The organism is Micromonospora fluostatini (genome assembly GCF_050410825.1).
Classification (GTDB): Bacteria; Actinomycetota; Actinomycetes; order Mycobacteriales; family Micromonosporaceae; genus Micromonospora; species Micromonospora rosaria.
Window position 1 is genome coordinate 5,070,004 of record NZ_CP191251.1, and the last position, 16,747, is coordinate 5,086,750.

The following is a 16,747-nucleotide window of genomic DNA, read 5'->3' on the forward strand; positions in this document are numbered from 1 at the left end:
GCCCTCGGTATAGGCTTTGCCCTTCCCTCGTAGCGTGGAGGCCAGAGCTTGAGGGATAGTGGTTCCTGGCTGAGACGCGAAAGCAGTTCGATCCGGAGTTCCGGGCGGGCGCGGTGCGTATCGTGCGGGAGACAGGCAAGTTGATCGCGCCGGTGGCCCGTGACCTGCGCGATCAACAGCGAAACTCTGACCAACTGGGTGAAGAGGGACCGCGAGGCTCGCGGTGAAGAGCCGCCGCCGGGCAGCCGGCCGATCACGCGCTGAGCCGCTCGCGCGGCGGGCCGACCACCAAGACTCATCTGGCCTGCGATCAGGGACAGAAGGTCCTCTCCCTGATCGTGACCGCCGGGCACCGGGGTGACAGCCCGCAGCTCATTCCCGTCCTGCGCCGCATCCGCGTGACCCGTCTTGTACGCGCTCGGCGGTCAGGGATGAGAACAGCTGAGGAATCTCTGCGATCTCTCTGAGTTAACCTACACCAGCAACAAGGCCGATCGCTGGTGCCGATACCGTGCCGGGAGGCGCCGCGGGGGTGTCCGCCTGGGAGCAAGGACGGCGCGAATCTCGCCGTTCACCGCCAGATCCGCGACCGCTAAGTCGATGCGAGGCGTCCGGCCGGGTAGGGCGAAGCGATCGATCTCTTCTAGCGACAGGAGGACTTGTTCTAGGAGCTGCGTGTAGGCGCGTACACGCATCGACCGGGGCGGGCCTTCGACCGCAACCTCGACGCGCACATCATGGTCTGCCCAGACAGTCTGGGTGTTGCTCATTAGACACCCCCTCCCGCCTGCGGCCAGCGTATCGGATCTTGCTCGTGACCGTTGTTGCTCCTGCAGTGAGATGCTTCTATAACTGTCAAGGGGTGGTTCCTGTCGTGTGGGCGGCGGTCAGGGTCCGGAAGAGTTGCCTGCTGATGTAGCGCTTGAGGTTGCGCATGATCTCGCGTTTGGTGTGGCCTTCGGCGGTGCGGCGGGTGACGTAGGCGCGGGTGCGGGGGTCGTGGCCCATGCGGACCAGTGCGACGGTGTAGAGGGCTCGGTTGAGGCGTCGGTCGCCGCCGCGGTTGAGTCGGTGTCGGGTGGTGTTGCCTGATGAGGCCGGTAGTGGTGATGCGCCGGCGAGGGCGGCGAACGCGGCCTCGGAGCGGATGCGTCCGGGGTGTGACCAGGCCAGTAGGACGGTCGCGGCGACGACGGTGCCGACGCCGGGTAGGTCGAGCAGTTGCGGCGCCTGCGTGGTGACGGCTTCGTACAGGGTGGTGTGGTTGGCGGCGAGTTCGGCGTCGAGGGCCCGGATGCGCCGGGCCAGGCGGATGGCCTCGGCTCGGCAGACGGCCAGGGTCGGATTCTCGTCCCGGGTGCGCCAGGTCGCGATGGTGGTGATGGTCGTGGTGGTCAAGGCGCGGCGGGCGTCGATGCCGAGGTTGACGGTGCGTAGCAGGGCGGTCAACGCGTTGACGGCTCGGGTGCGTTCGCCGCTCATCTGTTCGCGGGCGACGGTCAGGACCCGCAGGGCGGTGCGGGCGCCGGTCGCGCGGGGCCAGCGCAGTTCGTTGATGTTCAGGCCGCGGGATGCTTGGGCCATCGCGATGGCGTCCAGGGCGTCGCTCTTGCCGTGGCGGCGCCTGTTGATGGCCGGGACGTCGGGTGCTTCGGCAACGGTCAAACCGGCTGCGGTGAGCTGTTCGGTGAAGGTGGCGCCGTAGGATCCGGCGCCGTCGATGACGATCAGTGTTGTCGTGTCCTGGGTGTGACGCTGGATCCAGGCGGTGGCGCGGCGCAGCCCGGCCGGGCTGGTCGGGAACTGGGCCTGCTGCTGGACCGCGCCGGTGCTCGCGGTGATCAGCGCGAGGGTGTGTGAGGCGGCATGGGTGTCCACGCCGATGACGAAGTCGTGGTGGTCTGCGACGATGGCCATGGTGGAGTCCTGCCTTTCCAGGGGAGACGTCGTGGTGGCGCCGGCCCGGGATGTGCTCTCGCGGCAGGACTGTGATGGGCCACGACCCGCGGCCACGGGTCGGGCAAGCTTCTGATCAAGCCACCGAGAGGGGCAGGGCCGGCGCCCCGACCTCGAACCGGGTGGGCAGATCTCACTGAGAGCACCCCGCGGGGGCCACCATTTTCATGAGCCACACCCAGGCCCGCGATCATGACGCCGAACTTGCCAGCCAGCCCCAGGCCAGCCAAGAACAACCTTCACAGGCCTTTTCATCGTGATTGGCCTGGTCACGGTGGGCGCGGCGGGGACCTGGTGTCGACATAGGACGAGGCTCCCGGTAAGACAGCAGTCGACCAAAACCCGATGCCCCAACCGGGAGCCTCGCTGTGCTGTCTTACCCGTCCTCGATCGCGCTGTCCAGCCGCACCCTGAACCACCTCGCCGACCTCATCCGCGCCGAACGCACCCGGCGCGAGGGCCGGTGGTGGCGTCTCGACGCCGGCCGACAGGCCCTGCTCGCCCTCGCCCATCTCCGTAACGGTGACACCATCACCCGCCTGGCCTGCGGCTTCACCGTCAGCGTCACGACCGCCTGGCGGTACGTCCGGGAAGCCATCGACCTGCTCGCCGCACACGCCGAGGACCTGAACGCGGCCATCCGACGTATCGGCCGGCTCGCGTACGCGATTCTCGACGGCACCCTGATCCCGATCGACCGGGTGGCCGACCAGCGCCCGTACTACTCCGGAAAGCACAAGCGCCACGGGGTGAACGTGCAGGTCATCGCGGACTGCGCCGGACGCCTCGTCTGGGCCTCGCCCCGCCCTGCCCGGCGCCGTGCACGACCTGACCGCCGCTCGCACACACGGCCTGATCGACACGCTGACCAGCGCGAACGTCATGACCTTCGCCGACAAGGCCTACCAGGGCGCCGTCGGCGGCGTCCGCACACCGTTCAAGCGCCGCCGGTACCGGCCCCGGCTGTCCCGCCGGCAGAAGACCGTCAACCGCCACCACGCCAAGATCCGGGCCGTCGGCGAACGCGCCGTCGCCACCCTCAAGGGCTGGAAAGTCCTGACCAAGCTTCGCTGCTGCCCCCGACGCGCCACCGCGATCGTCCAGGCCATCCTCGTCCTACATCACGTCCAGACCAGCCGACCCCCACGATGAGAAGCGCTCAGTCTCTGTCATCGGCGCGGCGTACGCCACCCGCCGAACCGGCGATCTGACCGGCGCTTCCCATACCCCGGCCATCCTGCGGATAGGAGACGGACAGCGACCCAGTTCGTTATCGCGCCCCTATTGCTCGACGAAGTCGGGGCCCTTGGCGATCTTGTCGAGCGAGTTCCCGAGCAGGTGCTCGACGAAGTCCGGGCCCTTGGCGATCTTGTCGGGCGAGTTCCCGGTTCGCTGCTCGTACGCGGCGAACTCCTCGCGTAAGAACGCCAAGGCCGCCGTTAGATCCGCGTCGACCAGCGGGGTACCGGCCGACGCTAGGCGACTGAGCTGCTTCGGCGACCGCACCGGCTGCCCCACGAGCTTCGCCGTTGCCACCATGGCCAGGTGGAAGCGGTAGTTGTTTCGGGTTGGCACGCCGACAAGGGCAGCCTCCGATGCCAGGAACGCGTCGATCTCCTTCTGAGCCCGAGCGACCCAGAGGTAGATCTCCACGGGGATCTCCTTGGAGAAAATCCGCCGGTACTCTTCGTCACGCTTGAGAAGGCTGGAGGGCCGGGCTCGGGAGTTGTCGGGACGGCTGAGCCCCATTGCCATCACAGCCTGCGCGAGCAGCGAGATGCTCACGATCCGTTCCGCGCTGCGTCCGCTGTTACGGTAGAAGTTTTTCCGCCGGTCGTAGTACCAGTCATGCCCGAGGAAGTACGCCTCGATGTCGCGTTGGATGTCGTCGGTGGCGCGCAACGACGCGGCCGGGACCGACGTCTGCCGGTTGGTCGCGCGGATGACGAGGTCCCGGGTGGCTAGATCGTCGCCCGTTACCAGGATGCGGACGAGCACCGAGCGGTCGAACGCCGGGTGGTCCGTCGGCGCCGTTCGCAGGAAGTTGAAGATGGTGTGCGAGGACTGTAGGCCGTTGACCACCTGCACGTCGTCTAGGGAATAGGTCTTGCCGACTGCGGTGGCCTTAGAGCAGACGATCGTGACGCCGTTGTTGAGCCACCAGAACTCGGGGCCTTCCGGGTCCTCCAAGGATCCCCGGATCTCCCGGTTCACCTCGACGTCTCCCTGGTAGTCGCGGACGTTCCAGTCGAAGATGTGCCGTCGGAGCCGGCCGTCCTCGTCGGTTAGGAAGGTCATGTAGTCGCGCAGCTTGACCAGGGCGACGTGGCTGTTGCCGCTGGTCGCGTTCTCCTGATATGTCAGCTCCGTCGTGTATGACGGCACGGTGTTCGCCCGTCGCCACAGCTCGGCGGCCCCGAGGAACTCGACATAGCCTTTGGCGCCCGAGATCACCCCAGCAAGCTGAGCTTCCAGGTCACGTGCCTTGATGGCCACCTTGGTGTTGATCGAATTCGAGCCGGTGGCGCGGCCCCGGGTTGCGTACACGAAGTGAATCTCGACTTGAGGGTGGCGTGTGGCCAGCACCCGAAGAGCCTTCCGGAAGAACCCCGTCCGCGAGACGGTTCCCGGCGAATAGAGCTTCAGAAGATCTTCCTCGTCTTCCGAGAGGTCCAGCAGCCGCGCAAGCGCGCTCGCCGCCTTGTCGATGGCCGTCTCAGTGAACGACGTCTCCCGCTTAGCCTGCACCAACCAGAGCTCGAGTTTTATGCCGCGCTGCAGCCTGCCCGCAGAGAACCCTTCCTGCAGCACATCGCTGTCCTCGGAAAGGAGCATTCCGTCGATGAACACGTAGATCGCGTCGATCGCTCCGTCGTTGCTGCCTCCGATGACACCGTCGGCCACCTCCTCCGAGGACAGCTGCCGTGCCGTAAGCGCCTGCTCCGCAGCGAAGAGCTCGAAGGCCTCGTCTTCGCGTACCGGCACGGGCCGCTCAGCCTGCCGCTGGACCAGGATCTGATCGAGCAATACCTGTTCGTTGTCGGCCACGCACGAAGTGTAGGCGAACCGCTTCACTGCGACCGCCCGAGCGGGCCGGACTGTTTCGCAGCGTACGACCCGGGCTGGCTCCCACGCGGCCGGCGCGACCCGAACCCGCAGCGTCACGCCTCCTGAGCCGGGCGCGATGACGGCAGCGCGAAGGTTCAAGCCTGCCGTCATGTCGGACGATGTAGCGCAACCGAAGTTCACGCAGTGGTACAACCGGGTGCTCGACGTTGGACCGGCCGGGAACCAGGCACTTGTGGTCGAACGTTCTAGCGGGCTTGGTGCAGCCCGAGTGACGGTGACGGCAGCGCAAACAGGGGCATTCGGGGCAGGTCACCTCGGTCCTACAGGGCGGCACCCAGCTGGTCGATGGCGGCGGGGCCCAATCCTGGACCTCGGCGCTGGTGGCGGCCGTCAGGCCGGCGGCGATCGGCGCAAGTGCCCCCTTGAGCACCTTGACGGCCCGGCGGATTTTGCCGGTGTTGGGCTGCTCGGTGGGCCTTACGCTGCCATTGCCGCGTAAGGCGTTGGGGGTGGGTGAGGGCGGGATGTCACTGACCGGCACGGTAGGTGCCGACCTGCAGGCGATGGCAGCGGGTGTGGCCCGAGCGCAGCAGGTGGCCGCTGCGGTCGATCACGTTGTCGAGCAGACCGCCGCCCGCGCGGTGGCCTCCGGTTTCGCCGGCGTCGCGGCCGGTCTCGCCCGGGTGCGAAAGGTACTCGGGCACGCCCACTCCCAGCTGGTCGAGGCCGCGGACGTCCTGGGCACGGCCTACCGGTCCGTCGACGCGGTGGCGCACCAGCCGTCGCCACAGGAGATCATCGCCGCGCTCACACCTGTGGCGATGGCGGTGACCGCAGTACAGGGTCGGGTGACCAGCGCGGGGTCAGCGGTCGACGAGGCGCGGCGGCTCGTCACGGCGGTGTTGCAAGGAGGGCAGCCGGGCCCGACGCTGGCGGGCCTGGAGCAGATGCTGGAACTCCTGGCAGCCGTTCTCAGGCGGAGCACCGAGGCCCGGGAGCACGTCGGAGAAGCGCTGGCGCGAGCTCGTCAGACCGGCGGTGCGGAAGGAGTGGTAACGGGAGGTGGAAGCGACATCAGCCGACCGCCTATCACACGCGACGTCCCCACGACCACGACCGACGGACCGGCATCCTCCGAGCCGCTACCCGCCTGGCTGCCGGAGGCCGCTCGTAACCTGCCTCGGCGAGAGGCGAAGGACCCCACCTCCGGTGTCGCCTTGATCGGCGGCCAACAGATACCGATGAGATCCGGCCGCGACCCGGCTGCCGCCGCCGACCTCAAACCGGCCTACCAGCTCATCGCCACCACGACCGACCACCTAGAGGCCAAGCTCGCCGCACGGATGCGCCGCGAACACGTCACCGACGCGGCCGTCGTGACGAACAACCCGCCCTGCGACTACACCCCCTACGGCTGCGAGAAGATCCTCTCCCGGCTCCTCCCCACCGGCGCACGACTGACCGTCTACGTACGCGACGATGACGGACAGGTACGCCACTGGCGCACCTACACCGGCAACGGAAAGGCGATCGCATGAAGGTGACCTGGACCTATGACCGAGGCGACCACCGCGACAACCACGAAACCGACGTGACCGAACCCGCCACCCTGGAAGCTGTCCTGAGTGAGATCCACGAGGCTGGCGAGCCCGTCGTGGTCACCATCTTCTCCGACCTCGCCGACGATCCCGACGACCTGCCGTCCGGCCTCCAGGTCGGGCTCGGCCATCCCACCCACGCCTTCGCGGTCCACATCGCCGACGACGGCGGCTACCTGCACGACCGGTCCGTGGATGCCCCGACTCAAGGGATCCGCTTCGATTTCGGCGGAGTGCCCACTGAATACCCGGTCGAACACCTATGTCTAAATCCGGAGACGGCCATAAAGGTCGCAGGCACCTTCCTCGCCACCGGCGGTGACCCGCCTCACGTACCCGCCGCCAGCGAGTAGTCGGACGGCGAGCCGGGTGACGTCGGCCCGCAGGGCAGGATCAACTGTTCAGGCCCGGCCGGCAGCACCTCACGGCGGCCAGTGGGGATTACCGGAGAGCTGCTAGCATTGCGCACAAGGAGTCCGCCAGCTCTCACCGACGCGCGTGCAAGCCTGTCAATATGTTGGACACGTCGAACCAGGTTGCAAGCCCACCCGCAGGACACCTCGGTGTCTGTCCGTCGTGGTGTGTGGCGGACCATGCCGGTGAGGAGCTGAGCGGTCGCGCGCGTCGGCCCTACTGGCTGAAGCGGCCGTGCCCGCCCTGGTGCATCGCCACCCACGAGGACGCCGACGACATCGAGGACCGGATCCACTGGCCAGACGAATCACCGCCTGTCCTGTTGTCGCTGCACAGTTCGGTGCGAACGGCCGGCGAGTCGTGCGCCCACCAGGCGTACCGGCCGCGGCAGCTGGAGATCGACCTGGAACAGCACGTGGACGCGGTCGAGCCGGTGGTGAAGTTTGTGATCGAGGGCGCGGCCGCGGTGCTGCGCCTGACCCTGGACGAGGCCGAAGAGGTACGGACGGCGATCGGCCAAGTCGCGACCGTGGCGCGCGACGGAGGCAACCAACCAGCTAGTGGTGCTCGGTCACCGGCCAGCCCAGCGGCCGTGCCAGACCGGGGTGACCTCGGATGGGTCGTGTTCGACCGGGTGGTTCAGGACGAGGGCCTCACTGCCGACCAGAAGATCAGCGTGCTGCGCGGGGTGGTCGCCGAGCAACTCACCCGACAGGACCTGAGTCTTCCTGAGCAGGCTGCGGAGCTGAACTGCACCGAGGACCAAGTGGCGGATGCGATGGTGGACTTCGCGACGTGGTCACACGCCGGGTACCTGCTGCCACCCACGACGTCGACCGAGTCGCCGTGCCCGGTGTGGTGCGATGGGACCTGCCTCTTCGAGGACGGCGTCCGCCTGCACAATCGACACGTCCTGGCCGTGCACGGCCAGGACGTCGAAGCCGCCGACGGCACCAAAGTCGCGACGGTCGACCTTGAAGCATTCAACGCGCCCGACGGGCAAGGCGACGAGCCGCCGTCGGTGACGTTAACGATCAACAACCCGGAACAGCGCACTGCCGACTACAGCAAGCTTGACGGGTTGGACCCTGCAACGGTCCGGAGCTTGGCCGCGTCGTTGCTGTCGGGTTGCTGGGAAGGCGCGGCGGTCCGGTTCAATCCCGAGAAGGCCGCGGAACTCGGTGCGTCACTGATCGCTGCGGCTCGCGCTACTTCCGGAGACATGACCGTCAGGACCTGAACTCGACGAGGCTGTGGGTGAAGCGCCCGGACCTCTACACGATGAGGTCCGGATCGCTCACCTTGATCGCGGTCATCTATGGATCATTCGGCACGATCCGACCGTCAGATGCCCTCGCCGGCGAGGTGAAGCAGAAAAGCCAGTGACCGGGAAAAGCTCAGTTGACGGAGAATCAGCGGGCCTCCAGCCGCGCATTCATAGATGGCAGACAATCATTAGAAAACCGATGCTCTATCCCCTGAGCTACGGGGGCGCGAGGGCCTAGTGCCTCGTCATGCAGCCTTTAACGGGTAATCCGGGTGGCGGATCTTGGAGCCGGTGGCGAATCCGGTCTTGGGTCGGGCGCGTTGGTTGCGCCAGCGGATGTAGTCGCCGAGGGCGGCGTCCTGCTCGGCGTGGGTGCGATGGTCGGTGCCGTTGAGGGCGAAGTACCGCACGGCGGCGAACTCGGCCTCGATCCAGTTCAGCCACGAGGCATACGTGGGTAGGAACACCAGGTCGACGCGGTTGGCGGCGCACCAGGCGCGGACCTCGGGGTGCTTGTGCGGCGAGAAGTTGTCCAGGATGAGATACAGCTTCTGGTCGGGCCAGCGGGCGCGCAGGGTCTTGAGGAAGGCCAGGAACTCCCGCCAGCGTTTGCGGTCGCGGATGCGGTAGTGCAGCTTGCCGGTAGCCAGGTCCAGGGCGGCGATCATGTGCCGTACGCCCTGGTCGCGGGTGTAGGTGGCCCGTAGTCGCACCGGGTGTGCGACGGGTCGCCAGGCCCGTCCGGGGCGGGGTTGCAGATTCAACGGCCCGAACTCGTCAACGCAGAGCACCCTGCCGTCGGCGGGTGCGTAGAGGTCCAGAATCCGGCGCATCTTCGAGGTGAAGTCGGGGTCGGTGCTGGCCTTCCACGTCTTGGTGGCCTGCCACGTCACCCCGCGTTCGTGCAGGACACGGCGCACGGTCTCGACGCTGATCGTCGTGACATAGCCGGCGGCGATGAGGTAGTCGCGCAGCTTGGCCAACGACCAGCAGGAGAACGGTTGGCCGAGGAAGCGGGGGTCGCACCGGGCGATGACACAGATCCAGTCGCGGGTCTGCTCATCGATCCGTCTCGGTGCGCCCCCGCTCCATTTTGGGGACAGGGCGTCGAACCCCCGCTCGTTGAACGCGTGGATCACATCGCGCACGTAGTCGTCGGTCACCGTCAGCAGGTGGGCGATGTCCGGGGCTGGCTGCCCCTGGGCGGACATCAGCACCACGATCGCCCGCCGCAGCTTCACCGGGTCCCTTGCGGTCCTGGTGATCTTCTGCAACCGCTGACCCTCGGCCATCGACACCTGTCGGACGAACACCTCCCGCCGTCTGCCCACCGGCCATCACCTCCCACCACGAGTGCTGGGAGACAGCCTGCCCGATCCATCCTCAGAAACCGACGGATTACCCGTTCGACGTTCCAAGACGAGGCACTAGTCTAGCGACCTGGGGGTTCACCTGGGGTGGCAGGGCGTGGCCCGCGTTGACCCGCGTTCGCCGGGGTCGTCCGGGGGCCTGTTCTCCCAGCCAGGACCGCACCTGGAGCACACGTACCCCGGTTTTCGACCGGCGGTCGGCCCGTCGTGGCCCGTGTTGGTACCGGTTGGCCCGTGGTGGTTTCTGCTGGAGAGCACACGGCGCGCACATCGGCGGAGATCAGATCTGGCGGGACGCTGTGTGCGTCGGCGCGGCGCACGCGCCGGGAACGTCCTCACGCCTGTCGATGCGGTGCTCACGGTCGCCGAGGGCGGGGTGGGTGCCAGTGGGGTGGGGGGATTGTCTGCGGTGCGGTAGCCGGTGAGGTGGCGGTGGTGGTGCGTTCGAGGTTTCTGACGCCACCGATGGTGGTGTCGAGGCGGCGGCGGTCTGGTTGACGGTGAGGCCCTGCCAGTGGCGGAGATAGAGGTATGCGCGGTAGCGGGGGCCGAGGTAGTGGTAGACGGCGAGGGCTTGGTGGAGTTCGTACTTGCGGATGACGGCTGACTCGGCGCTGGTGCTGTTCTGGGGTTCTGGGGTGTGGTAGGCGTCGGTGAGGCCGGCGGGGTGTTCGTAGCGGGCACGGCGGGCTTTGGCGTGGTCGAGGACGAGGCGGTGGGCGATGGTGGTGAGCCACCGGATGATCCCGCCCTGGTCCTGGACAACAACTGGCTCCTGCTCACCCGAACCGCCGGCAGACCGCGCACACACCGACCCGCGTGGTGGGACAACTACGGGCTCGCAGAAACCTTCACCCGATAACACCGCCCGCCGAACCCGGACCTTCGAGACGGCATGAGGACGTGCGTCAGGTGTCGAGGCCTGCGAGGGCGAGGCGTTCGAGCAGGCTGGGCTTGCGAGCGTGCGTCGCCCGTATCTCGGCCAGCCGCTGGGTGAAGGGCCCGCTGTCTCCGTCGCGTTCGGCGAGGTCGCGGAGGTCGACGAGGAGTCGAACCGCGGTGTCGTACTCGCGGGGCTTCTTCGTGGCGATGAGTTCGTCGATCCGCCGCCAGGCGGCGGGTCGATCAGCCGCGAGGGTGTCGAGGTGCCGTTGCCGGGCTGCCGCGGCAGATTGTTCCCGGCGGATCCGCTCGCGTTCGCGCTGCTCGGTGTCGCGTCGTTCCCGTTCGGTGCGCAGATCTGCGGCGGTGGCGAGCAGTTCCCCGGCGGTGCGGGCGGCTGCCGGGGTGGGGGTATCGGTGCGGTGTGCGTCGCGATACCGGCGCAGCAGTCGGCTGCGCAGGTGGCTGTCGCTGCCGGTGATCAGGTCGGTCAGGATGGCGTCCTTGTCCCGGGGTGGCAGCCCGACGACCCAGGTCCGTAGTTGCGCGGCGGTCGGTTCGTCGGAGACGGGCGGCGCCGATCCGGCCGCCGCGACCTTGATCAGGGCGGGGTCGATGCGCAGGAACTCGGCGACGGCGGTGAGGGACGCGTCGAGGGTGCCCAGTCCGGCGGGGACGGGCGGTTCGGGCTCGTCGTCGGCGATCTCCTCGGACTGTACGCAGCGGAGCCAGGCCAGGTAGAGCAGGCGTAGGTCGCCGGCGGCGAGGCTGGCCCGGACCGGGGTGATCGAGGCGAGCAGACCGTGGCCATCGAGCTCCCACTCGTCGGTGCCGTCCTCGTCCTCGTCGTGGAGGTCGATGACGAGATGTGTGCCGGCGGTCCACGCCGACGCGCTGCCACCCCGGCAGTACCGGGCCACTGTGGCGGGGTCGAGCACCTGTTTCGGTACCCGCAGCATGAGCTGGCGGGTACCCCAGTTCGCCAGGTACAGGTGCGCGTCGAAGTACCTTTCCATCAGCTTGCGCGGGTCGCCTTTGAAGTCGCCCCACTCGTAGGTGTTGACGAAGCTGGTGGCGGTGATGTCGGCGCGGGTCGACAGCGACCGCAGCTCGGCCCGCTCCCGGCCGGCGAGGGGACGGTCGACGGCGGTGAACTCGTAGTACTGGTACTCGCTCACCGTGGCCTACCTTCCGGCCCAGTGCCGGTAGGCGTCGATCCACGCGGCGCCCTCTGGCACGGGGATGGGCAACGGCAGGTCGAGCAGGTCGACCCGCTGCCGGTGGCGGCCCCGGGCACAGAGCGCGACGATGCTGTCTGCAGTCAGGTCGATCTTCTGCACCGTCACCCCGACACCGAGGACGGTGGTGGGGAACGGCACCGCCAGGTACTCCTCGATCATGGTGGACAGGCCGGTGAGCTGCTCGTCGTCGCCGTACGCGTCAACCGTGGCTGCCGCGATCATCGCCTCCAGCGCGGCATTCCCCATCGACACCATCGGCGGAGGATACCGAACCGGTGTCGAGGTGTTCGGAGCCCCGATCCGCGAGGGTGGTCGGTATGGGCACGGTAGCCGAGTTCGTCGATCTTCGGCGGGAGGTGGAGCGGTGACGGGCGGAGAACGCCCGGCTGGGACGCCTGCTGGAGCTGCAATGCTAGGACACGACTGTGGCGCCGGAGCAGTTGTCCGCGCCGGTCGAGCCGCCAGGGCTGGTCACCATGGCTTCGCCGCCGCAGGACAAGCTGGCGTTGTTCGCCGACCGGTTCCGAGCACGGGCCGACGTGTACGCCGTGCGGTGGGACAACGCCCGTACCGGTACTGGCGGTTGGATGCCCGCGGTCGCCGGAGGCTGGCGCAAGGGTATGGACCGGCGCGGTGCCACCTACCTGCCCCGCACGACGGAGGTCGTCGCGGCGCATCTCGTCGGCGACGTGTTCATGGGCCTGTACCCGCTGATGCCCGGCAACACCTGCCACTTCGTCGTGGCCGACTTCGACGGGCCGACCGCGATGCTCGACGCCCTCGCGTACGTGAAGGCGGCACGAGCCAGCGCCGTGCCGGCCGCGCTGGAGATCTCCCAGTCAGGCCGCGGAGCCCACGTGTGGGTCTTCTTCCCCGGCGCTGTTGCCGCGGCCACCGCGCGCGCCGTCGGCACGGTCCTGCTGCGCGAGGCGATGGTGCTGCGCGGGTCGATGGACCTGCGGTCGTACGACCGGCTGTTCCCCAACCAGGACGTGCTGCCCGAGGGTGGCTTCGGCAACCTCATCGCCGCGCCGCTGCAGGGCCGCCGCCGCAAGGACGGGCTGACCACCTTCCTCGACCTCGGCACCCTCGAGCCGCACGCCGACCAGTGGGCGTTCCTGTCGACGCTGGACCGCCTCAGCACCGGCGACGCCGAACACGTCGCCCGGCAGGCCAAGCAAGCCCTCACCGGTGCCGACATCGCCACCATGAGCCGGTCCGCCGCGACCCAGGTCCATCCTCCGCTTCCTGCGGTGGTCCACGCGGAGGCCGGCGCCGGGCTGAGCATCGACGCCAGGCAGCTCACCCCCGCCGCACTGGCGACGTTCAAGCACGCCGCCGCCATGGCCAACCCGAAGTTCTACGAGCTGCAGCGACTCCGCAGGTCCACCTGGGACACCCCACGCTTCATCCAGGGCTACGACCTCACCCTCGATGACCGCCTGGTCCTCCCGCGGGGCCTGCGGCACACCATCGCCACCATCGTCGAACGCGCCGGGTCGCGACTGGCCGTCACGGACGTACGACACTCCGGGACCGAGTTCGACACCGCGTTCACCGCCGAACTCACCAGCAGGCAGGCCGACGCGGTCGGCGCGCTTCTCGCCCACGACGACGGGATCCTGGTCGCCCCACCGGGCTCCGGCAAGACCGTCATGGCCTGCCCCGTGATCGCCGAACGCAACACCTCCACCCTCGTCCTCGTCGACCGCAAAGCCCTCGCCGACCAGTGGCGCACCCGCATCCAACAGTTCCTCGACATCAAGCCCGGTCAACTCGGCGGCGGCCGACGCAAGCTCACCGGCACGGTGGACATCGCGCTGCCGCCCTCCCTCGCCCGGCGCGACGAAGTCGCCACCCTGACCCAGGGGTACGGGCACGTCATCGTCGACGAATGCCACCACCTCGGCGCCGCAGCCTACGAGCACTCGGTCAAACGGATCGCCGCGCAGTTCTGGCTCGGCCTCACCGCCACACCCACCCGACGCGACGGCCTCGGCCAACTCGTCACCTGGCAACTCGGACCCGTCCGCCACACCCTGACCGACGAGGAACAAGGCACCCTCGCAGCCGCGATGCACACCGACGCCGGACCCCGTCGAGCGCTGTTCATCCACGAGACCACTTTCCAACCCGGCGACGTCGACCTGGACGCGCCCGGCGCACTCGCCGAGGTGCACCGACGGCTGGCCCTCGACGAACCCCGCAACACCCAGATCGCCGACGAAGTCGCCGCGGCCCTGACCCCGGTCGCAACTGTCTCGTGCTGACCCGCCGGGTCGCCCAGGTCGAGGCACTCACCGCCCTGCTCGCCGCACGCGGACATCAGGCGCTTGTGCTCCAAGGCGCGATGAGCACCCGCTAACGGCGGGCCATCGTTGACCGGCTCGACGGCACCAAGGCCGGCGACGGCCTGCTCGTCATCGGCACCACACCGTTCATCGGCGAAGGCTTCGACGCCCCCGCCCTCGACACCCTCTTCCTCGCCGGCCCGATCTCCTACGACGGCCTACTCGTCCAATGCGCCGGCCGCGTCGTCCGCGCCGCGCCCGGCAAGGATCTCGCCGAGGTCCACGACCACCACGACCCGGCCACACTCATCCTCGCCGCCTCACTCCCACGCCGCATGCCCGGCTACCGGGCCCTCGGCTTCCCCAGAACATGAGCGCATCCCATCGCGATCATCATGACTGGTTCGCCGGCTACAGAGATGCGACGTAAGCCAAGCGTGCTGGGCCTAGCCTCATAGGCTGACGGCCATGGGCCGGTTCTCCGAGGACGAGCTGCACACGGTTGTCTCCCGGTACGAGGCGACGCGGGCACAGGCGTTGACCGAGCGGGACGAGCAACTGCGGGCGTTCCACGCGGCCGGGTGGCGGCCGGTGGATCTACAGCGGGTCACCGGTTACAGCCGGGAAACGATCCGTCAGGCACTACGACCGGAGGTCCGACGAGCAACCAACCTCAGCCGGCGCAGGATGTCACCCCAGCCGCCGGCGGACTACCGGCCCTACGGCGACCGGAAGCCCTACGTGGTGGCCGAAACCCTCGCCGCGCTGCACGGCCCCACCAAGGGCATGGTGACGCTTCCGCGTCACCTCGACTGGTCCGGACGCGCCGAGTACGACCTGAACCGGCCCGCGCGCCTGGCCAGCATGTACAAGGTGGTGCTCACCGAAGCCAGCACCGTCGAGGACCTGCACACCTGGCTCAGTGCCGACCTCCTTCGGCGACTCTGGCCCACCCTCTGGCTGCCACCCCAGCTCCGGCAGCGCTGGGAGGACGCCTTCCCCGAACTCGCCGCCACCCGCAGCAACGCGGCGTAGCGGTGGACCCCTTCCACGAACGCCTCGCCCGTACCGGGCTCGGGGCGGCCGATCGATACGGCTTCGCGCTGGCCGGCGGTTACGCGGTTCAGGCCGCCGGGCTGCTGGAGCGGCCCACGGCTGCCGCCCTCAGTCACGCCGTAGACGTCTCAGCCGCACACCAAGTGTGAGCGGATCGTCACGAAGCTTGTGATTACCTGCTTACCTCGTGCTGGTCGCGCAGTTGACGGGCATTCGGACAGCCCTGCTCGCCCCCGTCCGCTGGCAGTTTGGGGCGATGGTAGTCCCTAATGTGCGTTTCAACGTCTGACCGCAGCCAGATCGCGCTGGCCTGCAAGATCTGGAACGGGCGCGGGAACTACGGCTGCAAGATGATCTGCCCGAACCGCGACCGGATTACGCCGAGCATGTCCATGATCTCCCCCGGACCAACGAGCGTCCCCGGGACCTCCGGTTCACCCATGCGCACGGCGGTAGACGTGAGCATGCCCAGCGGAGCTGAGCTCGGTGGGGCGGGGCACCGTAGTACCCCGAGCCCGGGGCAACCACATTGGAACTCCCGGATCTGCGACTGGTTCGCGTGGCGAGAGCGTATGCGTGGAGCCGGGGACCCGGTCCGCCCAGGTCCTGCCACGCGGCGTTCTCGCTGAGCCGGTCGGCAGGTTCGGCCGCCTGCGTAGGTGGGCGGCGGGGTGGTCGGATCTCGCTCGACGCGCTGTCCATCGATCGGGAGACTGGCGGTCGTGAGAGCCGAGATGGTTTTCCCGGACGGCGCGTGGCAGGAGGTCAGGTTCGGTCTGTTCGAGCCGACCCTCGACTACAGCGGCAGCGCATGGGATCGGGACGTCCTCGACCCGTGGGTTGCTACCCACTCGTCGATCCTGGCAGCGTTGCGGCAGGTCGGCGAGGCGAGGATGGCCGCCGTCGCGTTGGTGCAAGAGGACCTGTGGACGTTGTATGCGGTGAGCAGGGTGATGGAGTTGCTGATCCTGCCCAGCCAGCCGCCCGCCACCGATCCCGACGACCCCACGGACTGGCTTGCGTCCTCGGCGTACCGGCGGTTCGTCGCGGCGATCGGCGGCACGTTCCCGGCGGGGGAAGGGTTCCATCCGTTCCTGCACGAGATCGTCGAGGTCGAGCCGGCGGACGATCCGCAGGCGTCGCCGGTGCTGGCCGGGCAGTGGTGGCCGGGGTGTCTGGTCGGGTCGCTGCTGCTCATGCGTGGCGGTATGAGCGTTCGTGCCGGTGTCGACCACCTGGATCCCGGGCTCGCCGCGAACTCGACGTTGTACTGGGCGTGGCGGCGGCGGTACCGGCAGGTGGCCGACCTGTCGCACGGCTGGGGCGGCAACTCGCAGTGGCGTACGGGATTCCGCCGTGACTACCGGCTGGCCGACCGGCTCGTCTACAACGCGGACGCGGCGCTGGACCCGACGCCTCCGCATCCCGGCGGCCCGGACCGGAGCACGGACGTGGACCTGCTGCGTTACCGGTGCAGCACCCTGGTCGACCACGGCGACGACCAGTGGGTCTGGGACAGCCACCACGTCGAACCGACAGCACCCACCGTCACACCGTCTGAGTAAGCGATGCACCCCGAGCGGGGATCGCCCTGGCCGGGAGG

At 68.4% G+C, this 16,747-nt stretch carries 12 protein-coding genes and 3 pseudogenes; 9 read left to right on the forward strand and 6 right to left on the reverse strand.

Annotated elements, in window-relative coordinates:
• Window positions 1–242: 242 nt before the first annotated feature.
• Window positions 243–410 (forward strand): annotated as a pseudogene (locus ACQUFX_RS22355) (IS5 family transposase); the annotation flags it as partial.
• Window positions 411–855: 445 nt separating this feature from the next.
• On the opposite strand, the gene ACQUFX_RS22360 reads toward ACQUFX_RS22355, so the two are convergent.
• Complete coding sequence (locus ACQUFX_RS22360) at window positions 856–1,917, reverse strand: IS110 family RNA-guided transposase (RefSeq protein ID WP_428967036.1); 1,062 nt, start codon at window positions 1,915–1,917, stop codon at window positions 856–858.
• A 407-nt stretch (window positions 1,918–2,324) separates the two neighbouring features.
• On the opposite strand from ACQUFX_RS22360, the pseudogene ACQUFX_RS22365 reads away from it, so the two are divergent.
• Window positions 2,325–3,108, forward strand: a pseudogene (locus ACQUFX_RS22365) (transposase family protein).
• Between the two features lie 129 nt (window positions 3,109–3,237).
• Here ACQUFX_RS22365 and ACQUFX_RS22370 read toward each other — a convergent pair.
• On the reverse strand, window positions 3,238–5,004 hold the full coding sequence (locus tag ACQUFX_RS22370; RefSeq protein WP_428962275.1) for an AIPR family protein: 1,767 nt from the start codon (window positions 5,002–5,004) through the stop codon (window positions 3,238–3,240).
• Window positions 5,005–5,447: 443 nt separating this feature from the next.
• Here ACQUFX_RS22370 and ACQUFX_RS22375 point away from each other — a divergent pair, with 443 nt between their 5' ends.
• The 3 genes from ACQUFX_RS22375 (at window position 5,448) to ACQUFX_RS22385 (ending at window position 8,277) form a co-directional block, all read left to right on the forward strand.
• Window positions 5,448–6,563, forward strand: coding sequence for a DUF6244 family protein (locus ACQUFX_RS22375; RefSeq protein WP_428962276.1), 1,116 nt, complete (start codon window positions 5,448–5,450; stop codon window positions 6,561–6,563).
• Entirely contained in the window at window positions 6,560–6,976 is a 417-nt protein-coding gene (locus tag ACQUFX_RS22380; RefSeq protein ID WP_428962277.1) for an Imm1 family immunity protein, read from the forward strand. Before ACQUFX_RS22375 ends, ACQUFX_RS22380 begins: the two co-directional genes overlap by 4 nt.
• Before the next feature lie 230 nt (window positions 6,977–7,206).
• Complete coding sequence (locus tag ACQUFX_RS22385) at window positions 7,207–8,277, forward strand: DUF6907 domain-containing protein (protein ID WP_428962278.1); 1,071 nt, start codon at window positions 7,207–7,209, stop codon at window positions 8,275–8,277.
• Window positions 8,278–8,549: 272 nt separating this feature from the next.
• Here ACQUFX_RS22385 and ACQUFX_RS22390 read toward each other — a convergent pair whose 3' ends face one another.
• The 4 genes from ACQUFX_RS22390 to ACQUFX_RS22405 form a co-directional block, all read right to left on the reverse strand.
• The gene (locus ACQUFX_RS22390; protein WP_428962279.1) at window positions 8,550–9,635 is read right to left on the reverse strand and encodes an IS630 family transposase; all 1,086 of its coding nucleotides are present in this window, start codon (window positions 9,633–9,635) and stop codon (window positions 8,550–8,552) included.
• A gap of 319 nt (window positions 9,636–9,954) precedes the next feature.
• Window positions 9,955–10,485: an RNA polymerase sigma factor gene (locus ACQUFX_RS22395; protein WP_428962280.1), complete on the reverse strand. Its 531-nt coding sequence runs from the start codon at window positions 10,483–10,485 to the stop codon at window positions 9,955–9,957.
• 97 nt (window positions 10,486–10,582) lie between these two features.
• Window positions 10,583–11,734 carry a hypothetical protein gene (locus ACQUFX_RS22400; protein ID WP_428962281.1) on the reverse strand — a complete coding sequence of 384 codons (1,152 nt, stop codon included), beginning with the start codon at window positions 11,732–11,734 and terminating at the stop codon, window positions 10,583–10,585.
• Window positions 11,735–11,740: 6 nt separating this feature from the next.
• Window positions 11,741–12,052 (reverse strand): hypothetical protein, encoded by a 312-nt coding sequence (locus tag ACQUFX_RS22405; RefSeq protein ID WP_428962282.1) that lies wholly within the window; start codon window positions 12,050–12,052, stop codon window positions 11,741–11,743.
• A 221-nt stretch (window positions 12,053–12,273) separates the two neighbouring features.
• Here ACQUFX_RS22405 and ACQUFX_RS22410 point away from each other — a divergent pair, with 221 nt between their 5' ends.
• From ACQUFX_RS22410 to ACQUFX_RS22425, 4 genes and pseudogenes are all read left to right on the forward strand, one after another.
• The gene (locus tag ACQUFX_RS22410) at window positions 12,274–14,067 is read left to right on the forward strand and encodes a TOTE conflict system archaeo-eukaryotic primase domain-containing protein (RefSeq protein ID WP_428962283.1); all 1,794 of its coding nucleotides are present in this window, start codon (window positions 12,274–12,276) and stop codon (window positions 14,065–14,067) included.
• A gap of 489 nt (window positions 14,068–14,556) precedes the next feature.
• The gene (locus tag ACQUFX_RS22415; protein WP_428962284.1) at window positions 14,557–15,123 is read left to right on the forward strand and encodes a hypothetical protein; all 567 of its coding nucleotides are present in this window, start codon (window positions 14,557–14,559) and stop codon (window positions 15,121–15,123) included.
• A gap of 2 nt (window positions 15,124–15,125) precedes the next feature.
• Window positions 15,126–15,242 (forward strand): annotated as a pseudogene (locus ACQUFX_RS22420) (nucleotidyl transferase AbiEii/AbiGii toxin family protein); the annotation flags it as partial.
• 624 nt (window positions 15,243–15,866) lie between these two features.
• Window positions 15,867–16,709 carry a hypothetical protein gene (locus ACQUFX_RS22425; RefSeq protein ID WP_428962285.1) on the forward strand — a complete coding sequence of 281 codons (843 nt, stop codon included), beginning with the start codon at window positions 15,867–15,869 and terminating at the stop codon, window positions 16,707–16,709.
• Window positions 16,710–16,747: the final 38 nt, after the last annotated feature.